General features: G+C 66.3%; 13 protein-coding genes and 1 pseudogene. 9 read left to right on the top strand and 5 right to left on the bottom strand.

From position 1 onward, the window contains the following. The first annotated feature begins 419 nt into the window (after positions 1-419). The 9 genes from paaA to HK353_RS08040 all read left to right on the top strand — a co-directional run bounded on the left by paaA (position 420) and on the right by HK353_RS08040 (position 8,415). On the top strand, positions 420-1,454 hold the full coding sequence (paaA, locus tag HK353_RS08080) for a 1,2-phenylacetyl-CoA epoxidase subunit PaaA (RefSeq protein WP_173154995.1): 1,035 nt from the start codon (positions 420-422) through the stop codon (positions 1,452-1,454). Further along, positions 1,451-1,792: a 1,2-phenylacetyl-CoA epoxidase subunit PaaB gene (gene paaB / locus HK353_RS08075; protein ID WP_245395864.1), complete on the top strand. Its 342-nt coding sequence runs from the start codon at positions 1,451-1,453 to the stop codon at positions 1,790-1,792. Before paaA ends, paaB begins: the two co-directional genes overlap by 4 nt. Positions 1,793-1,805: 13 nt before the next feature. Next, positions 1,806-2,786 carry a 1,2-phenylacetyl-CoA epoxidase subunit PaaC gene (gene paaC, locus HK353_RS08070; protein WP_173154992.1) on the top strand — a complete coding sequence of 327 codons (981 nt, stop codon included), beginning with the start codon at positions 1,806-1,808 and terminating at the stop codon, positions 2,784-2,786. A 5-nt stretch (positions 2,787-2,791) separates the two neighbouring features. Then, positions 2,792-3,373, top strand: a complete 582-nt coding sequence (paaD, locus tag HK353_RS08065) for a 1,2-phenylacetyl-CoA epoxidase subunit PaaD (RefSeq protein ID WP_173154989.1) — start codon at positions 2,792-2,794, stop codon at positions 3,371-3,373. Further along, a complete protein-coding gene (gene paaE / locus HK353_RS08060; protein WP_173154986.1) occupies positions 3,373-4,509 on the top strand; it encodes a 1,2-phenylacetyl-CoA epoxidase subunit PaaE in 1,137 nt (378 codons plus the stop codon). Before paaD ends, paaE begins: the two co-directional genes overlap by 1 nt. 91 nt (positions 4,510-4,600) lie before the next feature. Then, positions 4,601-5,764: a thiolase family protein gene (locus HK353_RS08055; protein ID WP_173154983.1), complete on the top strand. Its 1,164-nt coding sequence runs from the start codon at positions 4,601-4,603 to the stop codon at positions 5,762-5,764. Positions 5,765-5,787: 23 nt separating this feature from the next. Continuing rightward, positions 5,788-6,696 (top strand): enoyl-CoA hydratase/isomerase family protein, encoded by a 909-nt coding sequence (locus HK353_RS08050; RefSeq protein WP_173155233.1) that lies wholly within the window; start codon positions 5,788-5,790, stop codon positions 6,694-6,696. Next, positions 6,693-7,565 (top strand): 3-hydroxyacyl-CoA dehydrogenase family protein, encoded by an 873-nt coding sequence (locus HK353_RS08045; RefSeq protein ID WP_173154980.1) that lies wholly within the window; start codon positions 6,693-6,695, stop codon positions 7,563-7,565. The genes HK353_RS08050 and HK353_RS08045 overlap by 4 nt, the downstream gene beginning before the upstream one ends. A 73-nt stretch (positions 7,566-7,638) precedes the next feature. Next, positions 7,639-8,415 (top strand): enoyl-CoA hydratase/isomerase family protein, encoded by a 777-nt coding sequence (locus HK353_RS08040; protein ID WP_173154977.1) that lies wholly within the window; start codon positions 7,639-7,641, stop codon positions 8,413-8,415. 41 nt (positions 8,416-8,456) lie between these two features. On the opposite strand, the gene HK353_RS08035 is transcribed toward HK353_RS08040, so the two are convergent. The 5 genes and pseudogenes from HK353_RS08035 to HK353_RS08015 form a co-directional block, all read right to left on the bottom strand. Then, positions 8,457-9,227 (bottom strand): TVP38/TMEM64 family protein, encoded by a 771-nt coding sequence (locus HK353_RS08035; protein ID WP_173154974.1) that lies wholly within the window; start codon positions 9,225-9,227, stop codon positions 8,457-8,459. Positions 9,228-9,272: 45 nt separating this feature from the next. After that, positions 9,273-10,634, bottom strand: coding sequence for a S1C family serine protease (locus HK353_RS08030; RefSeq protein ID WP_173154971.1), 1,362 nt, complete (start codon positions 10,632-10,634; stop codon positions 9,273-9,275). A gap of 267 nt (positions 10,635-10,901) precedes the next feature. After that, positions 10,902-11,072, bottom strand: coding sequence for a hypothetical protein (locus HK353_RS08025; protein WP_172172908.1), 171 nt, complete (start codon positions 11,070-11,072; stop codon positions 10,902-10,904). Between the two features lie 15 nt (positions 11,073-11,087). Next, positions 11,088-12,457, bottom strand: a pseudogene (locus HK353_RS08020) (L-lactate MFS transporter). Between the two features lie 204 nt (positions 12,458-12,661). Then, positions 12,662-13,438, bottom strand: coding sequence for a SurA N-terminal domain-containing protein (locus HK353_RS08015; protein WP_342589852.1), 777 nt, complete (start codon positions 13,436-13,438; stop codon positions 12,662-12,664). Positions 13,439-13,654 lie beyond the last annotated feature (216 nt).

Below are 13,654 nucleotides of genomic sequence, written 5' to 3'. Positions count from 1 at the left end.
CCCGTGATCCCGGACGGCCAGCCCGTCGGAGAATAAACGACCATCTGGTCAATAAATATCGTTCCGATCGTCGCCGGTGTCAAGTTCTGCGTGGACGTGGCTGTCGAATCGTCTGCGTCGTCAGAGTCTTCGTGAGGAGCTTCCTGGGGGTGGATCCGCCTCGAAATCCGCTCGGGGATCGAGGCGGATCCACCCCCAGGAGTCATTGAGGGAGGTGCGACCGGCTCCGCGCGCAGAACTGCGGGCGGCATTGCACCCGGGCCGGGGGTATGCGACACTGGTGGCAACAATACAGAACAAATGGTCAGTAAATGGATGCCCTCGGGCCAGAGGTCTGACGATGGTCGGACCGATGAGGAGGTCGGCAGCCGCTGACCGAGCCGGGTCCTGACAAGGGCACATCCAAGGGCGGAGTGGTCATGACAACTCAAGTGAACGACAATCGCTTCGACGAGGCGGCGCTGCAGGAGCAGTTCGACGCCACGATCGAGGCCAAAGATCGGATCGAACCCCGGGACTGGATGCCCGAGGCCTACCGCAAGACGCTCATCCGCCAGGTCGCGCAGCACGCGCACTCGGAGATCATCGGCATGCAGCCCGAAGGCAACTGGATCTCCCGCGCGCCCTCCCTGCGGCGCAAGGCGATCCTGCTGGCGAAGGTCCAGGACGAAGCCGGACACGGCCTCTACCTCTACTCTGCCGCCGAGACCCTGGGCGTCACGCGCAACGAACTCACCGAGAAGCTCGTCGCCGGCAAACAGAAGTACTCCTCGATCTTCAACTACCCGACCCTGTCCTACACCGATGTCGGCACGATCGGCTGGCTCGTCGACGGGGCGGCCATCTGCAACCAGGTCCCGCTGTGCCGGACCTCCTTCGGCCCCTACGGCCGTGCGATGATCCGCATCTGCAAGGAGGAGTCCTTCCACCAGCGTCAGGGCTACGAGCTGCTGATGACGATGATGCGCGGCACCGAGGCTCAGCGTGAGATGGTCCAGGAATCGGTCAACCGCTTCTGGTGGCCGGCGCTGATGATGTTCGGTCCTCCCGACGACAACTCGCCGAACACCGAGCAGTCGATGGCCTGGGGCATCAAGACCCACACCAACGATGAGCTGCGCCAGAAGTTCGTCGACATGTCCGTTCCGCAGGCCGAAGCCCTCGGCGTGACGTTCCCTGATGAGAACCTCAAGTGGAACGAAGAGCGCGGACACTACGACTTCTCCACCCCGAACTGGGACGAGTTCTGGGCCGTCGTCAAGGGGGACGGACCCTGCAACGAACAGCGGCTCAACCACCGCAAGCGCGCCTGGGACGAAGGAGCGTGGGTGCGCGAAGCAGCGCTCGCCTTCGCCGAGAACCAGACCGCCGAGGCGGCCGCCACCCCGACCGCGGCCGATGCGACCCCCGCCGCCGGAGTCGACACCACCACACCCGAGGAGACAGCGAAATGACCGAGACCAACCCCGGCTCCACCTCGGCGAAGGACGGATCCGCTGTGGGCTCGACCCGCGGCGAATGGCCGCTGTACGAGGTCTTCGTGCGCGGCAAGCGCGGACTCAACCACGTCCACGTCGGATCCCTGCACGCCGCCGACGACCAGATGGCCGTCCACCACGCCCGCGACGTCTACACCCGACGCAACGAAGGCGTGAGCATCTGGGTCGTCCGCGCCTCCGACATCACGGCCTCGAGCCCGGACGAGAAGGACCCGATGTTCGCCCCCAGCGGCGACAAGGTCTACCGACACCCCACCTTCTACGACATCCCCGCCGATGTCCCCCATATGTGAGTAGGGGCGAGAAATGACTGCGAACAACGAACCCACTATCCACGTCGAACACGACGAAGCCGGCACGAACGTCGATCACGGCGACCACGACAACGCGTACTCCGGTCTGCTCGTCAACGACGCGAACTGGGCCTTCGGCACCGACTTCGAAGACCCCCTGGCCGGCGTCGACACGACCGTGCCCGACGGCGTCGACGCCAAGGACCTCGGCGCGTACTGTCTCATGCTCGGCGACGACGCGCTCGTCTTCAGCCAGCGGATCTCCGAATGGTGCTCGAACGCCCCTGACCTCGAAGAGGACATCGCGCTGGCGAACATCGCGCTCGACCTCCTCGGCCAGGCGCGTCTCCTGCTCGCCCGCGCCGCCGCAGCCGATCCGGAGCTCGTGCCCGAGCTGCCGGCCGGCTCCCCGGTGCCCGATGAGGACCGGCTCGCCTACTTCCGCAACGACCTGGGCTTCCGCAATGTCCGCCTCGCCGAGGTGCCGGGCGGCGACTTCGCCGAGGCGGTCGCGAAGATCCTCATCTACTCCACCTGGCGCCTGTCGATCTTCGAACGCCTCACAGACAGCCGCGACACGGTGCTCGCAGCCATCGCTGCCAAGGGCGTGAAGGAGATGTCCTATCACCGCGACTTCGCCGGACGCTGGGTCGTGACCCTGGCCCGCGGCACCGAGGAATCGAAGTCCCGCCTGCTGAAGGCACTCGACGGCCTGTGGCCGCTGTGGTCCGAGCTCTTCGAGACCCACCCGGTCGAGACTGCCGTGGCCGAGGCCGGAATCGGCGTCGACCCCGCGACCGTCGCCGACGAGGCATCCGTCATCCTCGACCAGGTGTTCGCCGCAGCCGGAATCGATCGGCCCGAACGCGGTGGTCTGGCCGGAGTCGGCGTCCACGGCGGCAAGGGTCGCGACGGACTCCACACCGAGGCCCTGTCGAAGCTGCTCGCCGAGATGCAGGTCGTCGCCCGGGAGCATCCGGAGGGTCAGTGGTGACCGCCATGCTCGAGACTTACCCGACCGACATCCGCACCGACGCCCGCCCGGCGGGCTTGGCCGGCACCCACCCAGCAGTCATCACCGACGCCGAGGCGATCGACCGTGCCTGGGCCGCCGCCGAACGCGTGACCGACCCTGAGATGCCGATGCTCACCCTCCTCGACCTCGGCGTTCTGCGCGACGTCACGATCGAGAACGGCCACGTCGTCACCACCATCACCCCCACCTATTCGGGATGTCCGGCGATGGCGACGATGCGCGATGACCTGCAGCGCGAACTCCTCGAGGCCGGTTTCCCCAACGCCGACGTCCGCGTGTCCCTGAGACCCGCGTGGACGAGCGACTGGATCACCGAACGCGGCAGACAAGCACTCAAGGACGCCGGAATCTCCCCACCCGGGTCCGCCCCCGTCCGCACCGGCCCCGTGGCGCTGACCCTCATGCCCACCCGCCGCGCCGTGACCTGCGTGCTGTGCGGATCCGACAACGTCCGCCTGTCCTCCGAGTTCGGCGCTACCGCGTGCAAGGCGATGTACCAGTGCAACGACTGCCTCGAACCGTTCGACCATGTGAAGGAGATCTGATGACACAGACGATCGTTCAGACCGCCGAGGCGGCTCCCGCCACCGAGGCGGCTCCCGCCACCGAGCCCGCTGACGGACGCTCCCGGTCGGCTTTCTACCCGCTGACCGTGAAGTCCGTCGACCACCTCACCGAGGATTCGGCCGCAGTGACCTTCGACGTGCCGGCCGAATACAGCGAACTCTTCGACTTCGCCGCCGGACAGTCCCTGACCCTGCGCCGCATCATCGACGGCCAGGAACACCGCCGCACCTATTCGATCTGCGCGCCGGTGGGAACCGCTCCGCGCATCGGAGTCCGCGAAGTCCCCGAAGGCCTCTTCTCCCTGTGGCTGGTGGGCGAGGTCCGAGCCGGTGACGTCATCGAGGTGCAGCCGCCCTCGGGCAGCTTCCGCGCCGATGCTTCGGCTGGCGGCAAGCACCTGTGCATCGCCGCAGGATCGGGAATCACCCCGATGCTTTCCATCGCCTCGACCGTGCTGTCGAATCCCGACGCCTCGGTGACTCTGCTCTACGGCAACCGGCACACGAACACCGTGATGTTCGCCGAGGAGCTTGCCGACCTCAAGGACGCCCGCAACCAGCAGCTCGACCTCGTCCACGTCCTCTCCCGCGAACCCCGCGATGTGGAGCTCTTCTCCGGCCGCCTCGACGCGGAGAAGCTGCGGGATCTGCTCACCGCCATCGTCCCGATCGGCAGCATGGACCATGTGTGGCTGTGCGGACCCTTCGGCATGCTCGAAGACGCCCGCAAGGTCCTCGCCGAATTCGATGTGCCGAAGGAGAGGATCCACTTCGAGCTGTTCTACGTCGACGAACCCCCACCGGAGGTCGTCCACGCGGACAAGGTCGTCGAAGGGGCCACCAGCGACGTCACGGTGATCCTCGACGGGAAGCGCTCCACCTCGGCGATGTCGCAGGGAAAGACCATCCTCGATTCCGCACAGGAATCCCGGTCCGATCTGCCGTTCGCCTGCAAGGGCGGCGTCTGCGGAACCTGCCGCGCGAAGATCTGCGGCGGCGAAGTCAACATGGTCCGCAACTACGCCCTCGAGGACGCCGAGGTCGAAGCGAACTTCGTCCTCACCTGCCAGACGTTCCCCGTCAGCGACGAGGTCACGGTCGACTTCGACTCCTAAGCGTCCCGAACCCCAGCGGGCGCGGGCCCGCACACCAACGGGTGCAAGCCCGTACCATGTCACCTACCCGAACTCTTCAGCGAGGAGACCCATGCCCGAGGCATTCATTCTGGACGGACTGCGCACCCCCATCGGACGCTACGGGGGTGCACTGGCCGACCAGCGGCCCGACGACCTCGTGGCGACCACGATGAAGACCGTCGTCGAACGGGCGGGCATCGACCCGACCGATATCGACGAGGTCATCCTCGGCTCGGCGAACCAGGCCGGTGAGGACAACCGGAACATCGCGCGCATGGCCGTGCTCCTGGCCGGACTGCCCGAATCCGTGCCCGGGTTCACCGTCAACCGTCTGTGCGCCTCGGGGATGACCGCGATCACGACGGCACGGGCGATGATCGCCGCGGGAGACGCCGATGTGGTCGTGGCCGGCGGAGTCGAATCGATGACTCGAGCCCCGTGGGTGAGCGAGAAGCCCTCGCGCGCCTGGTCGAAGCCGGGCCGGACCTGGGACACCTCGATCGGCTGGCGGTTCACGAACCCCGCCTTCGGTGAGGACACGACCCTGTCGATGCCGCAGACGGCAGAACGCGTCGCTGAGAAGTGGCAGCTGAGCCGTGAGGCCCTCGACGAATTCGCCTATCAGTCGCATCAGAAGGCGCTCGCCGCGCAGAACGCCGGCAGCTTCGACCCGGAGATCCTGCCCATCGGCGAAGTCGCCGCAGATGAGGGTCCGCGCGATTCGACGTTGGAGAAGCTCGGCAAGCTGCGCCCCATCCACGGACCCGGCGGAGTCATCACCGCCGGAAACTCCTCCTCGCTCAACGACGGCGCCGCCGTCGTCGTGCTCGTGTCCGAGGACTATGCGAACAAGCACGGGCTCAGCCCGCGTGCCCGCGTCGTCGCCGGTGCCAATGCCGGTGTGTCCCCGGAGATCATGGGCATCGGCCCCGTCCCCGCGACCCGGAAGGTGCTCAAGCGCACCGGGTGGAAGGTCGGCGAACTCGAAGCTGTCGAACTCAATGAGGCCTTTGCCTCCCAGTCGCTGGCCTGCATGGGCGACCTCGGCCTCGACCCGGAGACCGTCAACGCATTCGGCGGAGCGATTGCGCTCGGCCACCCACTGGGCTGCTCGGGCACCCGCATCACCCTGACCCTGCTCAACCGGCTGGAACAGGCCGGGGCGAAGAAGGGACTGGCGACCATGTGCGTGGGCGTCGGTCAGGGTTCGGCACTGCTGCTGGAGCGCGTGTGAGCGCCGGCGGCCCCGCCGGGGGTATGAACGACGGTGCGGCAGCCGGTGCACCCAGCGGTTCCGGTGTGAACGATTCCGCCTCCCCGCTGCTCATCGAACGCCATTCCGATCGCACGATCATCCGGCTCAACCGACCCAAGGTCCGCAATGCCATCGACCAGTCGATGGTCGATGCCCTTCATGCCGTGTGTGCCGAACTCGAGGCCGAACCGAAGGTTGCGATCCTCACCGGCACCTCCGGTGTCTTCGCGGCCGGTGCCGATATCTCGCAGCTGCGCAATCGTCGTCGTGATGATGCCCTGGCCGGGATCAACTCGAAGATCTTCTCCCGCATCCAGGCGCTGCCGATGCCGGTCATCGCACTGATCGAGGGATTCGCCCTCGGCGGCGGGGCCGAGCTCGCCTTCGCCGCGGATTTCCGCATCGGCACCCCGTCGACGAAGATCGGCAACCCGGAGACCGGTCTGGGCATCCTCGCCGCCGCCGGAGCCGCCTGGCGTCTGCGCGAACTCGTCGGCGAACCCCGCGCCAAGGAGATCCTGCTCGCCGGACGGACCCTGCAGGCCGACGAAGCGAAGGCGATCGGTCTGCTCAATGACGTCGTCGATCCCGAGGACCTCGAACTGGCCGGTCAGGCACTGGCGGATCGGATTGCGAGCTTCGCACCCCTGGCCGTGCGGCTGAGCAAATCGGCGTTCCATGCCCCGCGTGAGGCACATCCGCTCATCGACGATGTGGCCCAGGCCGTGCTGTTCGAAACCGAGGAGAAGTTCGCCCGCATGGACGCGTTCCTGTCCAAGCGCGAGGCCAAGAAGGCGAAGAAGGCAGCCGAGCAGGAAGCGGACGAGCGTGCACGCGCCGAAGCCGTGGCGACCGAAGCGATCGACCAGCAGAGCGAGCCGCGAAACCGAGGAGAGGGCGACAACGCATGAGCGAGCCCAACACAGACACCCCCACCGAGGCGGCCCCCACCACCGCACGTGTCCCTGATGTCGTCGGCGTCTACGGCGGCGGGCGGATGGGTGCCGGAATCGCGCATGCCTTCGCCACTGCCGGCGCCCGCGTCATCGTCGTCGAGAACACCGATGAGACCGTGGCGGCGGCCCGGGAGCGCATCGACGCCTCGATCGAGAAGTCGCAGTCGAAGGGCATAGAGGTGCCCGGCACCGTCGTCGTCGACCGTGACCCGACCCTGCTCGACGAGGCCCTCCTCGTCGTCGAAGCCGTGCCCGAGATCGTCGAACTCAAGCAGGAAGTGCTCGCGACCATTGCGAAGCATGCTCCTGCAGCATCCATCGGCACGAACACCTCGGCGCTGTCCATCGATGAGCTTGCCGCTGCCCTGCCGCGACCGCAGGCGCTCATCGGGCTGCACTTCTTCAACCCGGTGCCCGTGTCCGAACTCGTCGAGGTCGTCGTCGGCACCCACACCGACGCGAAGCTCGTCGATGTTGCCAAGGAATGGGTGACCGGACTGGGGAAGACGGCGATCACGGTGAAGGACTCGCCCGGATTCGCCTCCTCCCGCCTCGGCGTGGCTCTTGCTTTGGAAGCGATGCGGATGGTCGAGGACGGTGTTGCCAGTGCCGAGGACATCGACCGGGCCATGACCCTGGGCTACCGGCATCCGGCCGGGCCGCTGACAACGACGGACATCGTCGGCCTCGATGTGCGCCTCGGCATCGCCGAGCACCTCGCCGCTGAGATCGGCGAGCGTTTCACACCCCCGCAGATCCTCAAGGACAAGGTCGCCGCCGGTGAACTCGGCCGCAAGACCGGACAGGGTTTCTACACCTGGTGACACCCTGGTGACGGGGGCGACTGCGTCCGCCACCTCAGGCGCAGCAACTGCAAGGACACGCAAAGGAGCATCCATGACCGAGATCCAGCTGAAGAACCGCGGCCCGATCGCCGAACTCGTCCTCGACGGACCCGAGTCCCGCAACGCCCTCGACGCGGACAACCTCCGCGATATCGCGGCCGCCGTGGCCAAGGTCGCCGAGGCGGTCCCCAACGTGCGCGTGCTCGTCATCCGCGGGGAGGGCAAGGTCTTCTGCTCCGGTCGCGATATTGCGAACGTCGACGTCGAGACCGATGACGCCCACGCGTTCCTCGCAGAGATCTTCGCCCCCGTGTTCCAGGCGATCCGCGCGCTGCCGATCCCGGTGATCGCCCAGGTCCAAGGGGCCGCGCTCGGGCTCGGGTACGGAGTCGCCGCGGCCGCGGACATCATCTTCGCCGCTGATGATGCGAAGTTCGGGTCCCCGTTCGCCGCGATCGGCGCGATGCTCGATTCCGGCGCTCACCACGTGTTCCTCGACCGGGTCGGCTATCACCGGACGATGGACCTCATCGTCACCGGTGATTTCATGACCGGCGCCGAGGCGGCCGCCACCGGGATCGTCTCCCGTGCGGTCCCAGCCGCGGAACTGTCCGACTTCGTCGAATCGAAGCTCGAGAAGATCGTCACCGGACCGGCCGAGGCCTTCGCGATGGAGAAGGGCTTCGTGCAGAAACTCGCCGATGAGCGCCCGAACCTCGCCGAGGTGCTCGCCCAAGAGGCGGCCCTGCAGGAATCGGCCCGGCAGACCCCGGACTACGCCGAAGGGTTCACGGCGTTCCAGGAGCGTCGAAAGCCGAACTTCGGCTGAGCCGCTCGTTCAGTGCGTCGCTGGGTCACTGCGTCGCCGGTTCACAGTGCCCGACGGTGGTTCTCATCGTCGGGGCTCTCCGTCGACCCGTTCTTCGTTTTCTCGGCATCCCGCGAGCTCTTCCATCGGCGCATCGTGATGATCGTCAACGCGATGACCAGTGCCCAGGAGATGCCCACTGCGATGCCGTTGAGCACATTCGGTTCCCCGATGAAGGCGCCGACGGCCACGAGGGAGAGCTGACCTGGCAGGGACGAGATGACGGTGGCGCTGAGGAACGTACGGTTGTCGATGCCCAGCGCTCCGCTGCCGTAGTTGACCGGCCAATACGGGAACCCGGGCATGAGGCGCAGGGCGCAAACTGCGTAGAAGCCGCCGCCGGTGAGCTTGGATTCGATCGTCTCGGCATGGGAGCCGAGCAGTCGCAGCACGGTGTCCCGGCCGAGGGCGCGGGCGATCCAGTAGCCGATCCAGCAGCCTGCGACGACTCCGACCATCGACAGAATGGTGCCGAACGGCAACCCGTAGATGAGCCCTCCGGCGGTGGCCATGATCGTCACGGGGATCGGAGTGGCGGCGACGGCCATGTAGATGAGGACGAAGACGGCGAAGCCCCAGAAACCGGCGGCCGCGATATCGGCCTGCAGCACATCGACCGAGGGCAGGCGAACGTTGAAGACCGCCCACACTCCCGCCAGAACGACGACGGCGAGAGCGATATTGCGCAGAATCGTCGGCCAGTCGACGCGTCCGTGATTCTGCTGGGTCTGGGCCGCCCCCTCCGCGGGCGAGGCGTCTTCGTGTCCGGGCATGGCCCGATCTTACGTCTCGCCCGGGGTGGTTGGGCAATCTCCGGCTCAGGCCGCGGGCCCCTCGGTCAGAGTCACTTTCGCGCTGTGGGTCTGACCGTCGGTGTCCGTCCAACTCAGCGACACGGTGTCACCGGGCTTGTGCTCGGAGATGGCCTCCGACAGTGCGGTGCCGTCGGTGATCTGGGTCGAGCCCATCCGTGTGATCGTGTCTCCGGCGGTCAGTCCCGCCTCGGCGGCGGGGGTGTCCTCATAGACTCCGGCGACGACTGCTCCTGCGGCCTGCGACGACGAGCCCGACTGGCTTGACTGACCTGACTGGCCGGCTTGGCCCGACTGTCCGTTCGAACTGCCGTCTCCCGGCTGGATCGACTGGCTGCCCTGGCCCGACTGGCCCTGACCCGACTGCGAATCCTGTTGGACCCCGATGCCGAGGAACGCCGGATAGCCGAGCGTGTTCGTGCTCGTCTGCTCGCCGTCGATGATCGACTCGGCCGTGGACAGCGCCGACTCGATCGGGATGGCGAAGCCGGTGACGGTGGCCGATCCCGACGAGGCCGCGGTATTCATGCCGACGACCTCGCCTTCGTCATCGAGCAGGGCCCCACCCGAATCGCCCGAGACGATATCGGCCTGGACCTGGATCATATTGTTCAGCGTCTCCGAATCCTCAGAGCCCTGAGCGGTGGTGGTGACGGAGGCGCCGAGGTCGGTGACCGTGCCGTCGGCGGCCTGCAGCTGTCCCTGTCCCTCGGAGTTTCCGACGGCGGTGACGTCGTCACCGACCGTGACCGAGTCGTCATCGACCGCGGCCGGCTGCAGGTCCGAGGCGCCCTTGAGCTGGAGTACGGCGACGTCCTCCGTCGAATCGGAGCCGACGACAGAGGCCTCGTAGGTCTTACCGGTGGTGGCTACGGTGACGGAGATCTTCGTCGAATCAGCGATGACGTGGTTGTTCGTCAGCACGAGACCGTCCTTGCTCAGCACGATGCCGGTGCCGGCCGCCTCGGCGTTCTCATAGCCGAGCTGGGTGTCGATGAGGACGACTCCCGTGGATTCCTCGGTGCTGGCAGGCGACGAGTCTTGCTGACTCGAGCCGTCGGAACCCCGGACGGTGTCCGGCGACTGTGCATTCCCGCCGGGCGCGGTGCCGTTGCCCGGGGTGATGCCGTTGGAGCCGTCCTGACCGCCATTGCCCTGTCCGGGATCTGCCGGCTGTCCGGTGAAGGGGATCGCGGACTGGGAGGTCGCGATGGTCGAGGCGTGGGACGTCGCGGCGGCCGGCAGGCTCGCGGCCGTGCCGACGGTCAGTGCCAATGCCGCTGCTGCGGCGGTGACCGCCATTGCCAGGCGGCGCCGAGGGTGGCTGTGGCCGGTGTGTCCGGACCTCGTGCGCCTGTTCTCGTTCATGGTCTGTGCCTTTCTCTGCTGAGTGGGAGTGCGTGATGACTCCCATTCAGCACCTGGCCACTGTGGCCAGGCTGTGGCGCAGCTGGAGCGAGGCTTCGACTTTGTCAGGCGGGAGCTGGGAGGGCCGAGCCCGGGCATGAATGCGCCGATTCCCGCGGAGCTGAACTTAAGCTCCGCGGGAATCGGTGGGGTGTCGGCTACGTCAGGACCGCCTCGGCGAAGTGAGGGTGGGGAACCGCCTCGGCGGGGATCCTGTCTGAGGGAGTCTCAGCCGGTGAAGATCGCGACGGCCTTGACCACGGTCAGGGACAGGCCCCAGAGGAGGCCGCCGACCACGACGACGGTGAGGACGGAGCCGACGGCTTTGTAAGCGCCGCCGACGGGGGACTGCGGCGATCCGGAGTCGGGGACGTGGGCTACGGGGGTGGAATCGTTCATGATCTGACCCTTCCTTCAGTTCTCTTCGAGGGCGGCGGCCTGCTTGGCGGCGACGTCCTCTTCGCGTTCGAAGTATTTTTCGCTGACCGGACGGACGAGCACATTGGCGATGAAGCCGATGACCAGGGCGCCGACCATGATGAACATTCCCGGAGTGTAGAGCTCGGGGCCTTCCTTGCCTGCCGCCTCGCCGGCCTCGACGACGGAGTTGACGATGAGCGGACCGGCCACACCGGCCGCCGACCAGGCGGTGAGCAGGGCACCGTGGATGGCTCCGACCTGGTAGACGCCGAAGAGGTCCTTGAGGTAGGCGGGGATCGTGGCGAACCCGCCGCCGTAGAAGGAGATGATGATGAGGGTGGCGAGCACGAAGAGGAATATCGAGCCGCCGCCGAAGAGGGCGACGACGAGGTAGAGGATCGCTCCGACGCCGAGGTACATCATGTAGTTGTTCTTCCGACCCAGGTAGTCCGAGGTCGTCGACCAGATGAATCGGCCGCCCATATTGCCGATCGAGAGCAGACCGACGAAGCCGGCCGCTGCGGCCGCGGTGATGCCGAAGTAGGACTGGATCATCGGGGCGGCGTTCTCGAGGATGCCGATGCCCGCGGTGACGTTGAGGAACAGGACGACCCACAGCAGCCAGAACTGAGGTGTGCGGATGGCATTGCGGACCGAGACGTTGCCCTTCGTCTGCATCGGCTTCGCCTTGACCTTCGAGGGGTCGAAGCCCTTCGGGGTCCATTCGGGGTGGGGGACGCGGATGACGAAGGCCCCGGCGGCGATGACGACGGCATAGACGATGCCGAGGGTGACGAAGGTCGGGGTCAGACCGGCGACGAGGTGTTCCGGATCGGAGCCGCCGCCGAAGAGGGCCATGAGCTGGTTCGACATCGGGCTGGCGATGAGGGCACCTCCGCCGAAGCCCATGATGGCCAGCCCCGTAGCCAGGCCCGGACGATCCGGGAACCACTTCATCAGGGTCGAGACTGGGGAGATGTAGCCGATGCCCAGACCGATTCCGCCGATGACTCCGTAGCCGAGGTAGACCAGCCACAGCTGACCGGTCATGATGCCGAGCGAGGCGATGAAGAAGCCGATGACCCAGCAGGTTCCGGCCGCGACCATGGAGGCGGGGGGCCGTTCTTCTCCACCCAGGGGCCGAAGACGGCCGAGGAGATGCCGAGCATGAGGATCGCGATCGAGAAGATCCAGCCGATCGAGACCTCACCGGCGTCGAAGTGCGACATGAAGGGGATCTTGAAGACGCTGAATGCGTAGACCTGGCCGATGCACAGGTGGATGGCCAGAGCGGCCGGTGGGATCAGCCACCGGTTGAAGTTCTTCGGCGCGACGATCGCCGAGCGCGTGAGTATGGAAGCCACGGGAAGTCCTTTTCTGCAGTGGAACTCGTGTCACCGTCGACACCGGTCAGCGGACGGCAGGTGCGGCCGGTGGTCAGTTGACCGACCGGAGAGTCCACCTCAGAGTAAGTTCCACACAAGAGAAATGCGAGGAACACTCAGCATTTTCTTGAGAAAAGGCGGCAATTTCTTGCCAAGTGGGATGTCGTCCGTGGCTCTCGGGCCTCAGAGGTGGATCGTGACGTCGGCCTGCTTGCGCAGCTTCTTCGCGTACTTCTGCGTTGCTTCCTGAGACTTCTGGTTCTTCACCTGTTCCTTGAGCTGGGGGCGCATGTCCTCGATCGGCGGCATCTCCTGCTGGCCCTGGCCGCCCTGCTGAGCCATCTGCTCCTGCTGGGACTTCGCTTGTTCGTAGGCCTGTCCGATCTCTTCGCCGCTGACCTCGAACTCACCGTATTCGTCCTCGACGAGGCCCTCGATCTTCAGCTGGTTCTTCAGCTCCGAGCGGACGTTCTCCTCATCCATGCCCTGATCCTTCATGGCCTTGAGGAAGTCCTTCTCGCTCATCTGTCCCGATTTCGCGGATTCCTTGAGCCCCTTGTCGATGTCCTTGTCCGAGACGTCGATCTTGCGCTTGTCGGCTTCCTGGACGAGCACTTCGGTGCTCACGAGGTTCTCGACCGTCTGTTTCTTCAGGTCCTTCTCGTCGACCGGCTGTCCGGACTGCTGAGCCTGCATCTGCATCTGCTGATACTGGGTTTCGAAGAGGGGAACGAAGTCGTCCTTGAGGATCTTCTCGCCGTTGACTTCGGCGACGACCTTCGGAATGTCCTTCGTGTTCGGTTTGCCCTGTTGGTCCTGAGTGGAGTCGGCGCCGGGGGACTGTTCGGCCGCGGCCGAGGACTCCTTCGGCTTTGCTTCGTCGCCCTGACTTCCGCAGGCGGCCAACGCCACCACGGAGACGGACATGGCCAGGCCCAGCAGCCACCGTTTCGTTCGCACATTCACTCCTGCTCATTGGTTTCAGCCTGCCAGGCTAACAGGGCCGACTCCCCGAAGAATGTGTGGAGTATGTGCGTCACTTGGCAAGGACGATTGCGGTCGGCAGGTTCGGGGAGGTCCCGGGTGTTCTCTGTTCGCCTCGGATTCGCCATTGGGGCACTGACGATCGGCCGCCTCGGCGGGTACACTGCGGCTACCGGAATCGCACGGAGCACG

Source organism: Brevibacterium permense, from assembly GCF_013280495.1.
In the GTDB taxonomy this organism is placed as follows: domain Bacteria; phylum Actinomycetota; class Actinomycetes; order Actinomycetales; family Brevibacteriaceae; genus Brevibacterium; species Brevibacterium permense.
Note: the sequence above shows the minus strand (reverse complement) of the source record. Positions and strands in the feature narration are given on the sequence as shown.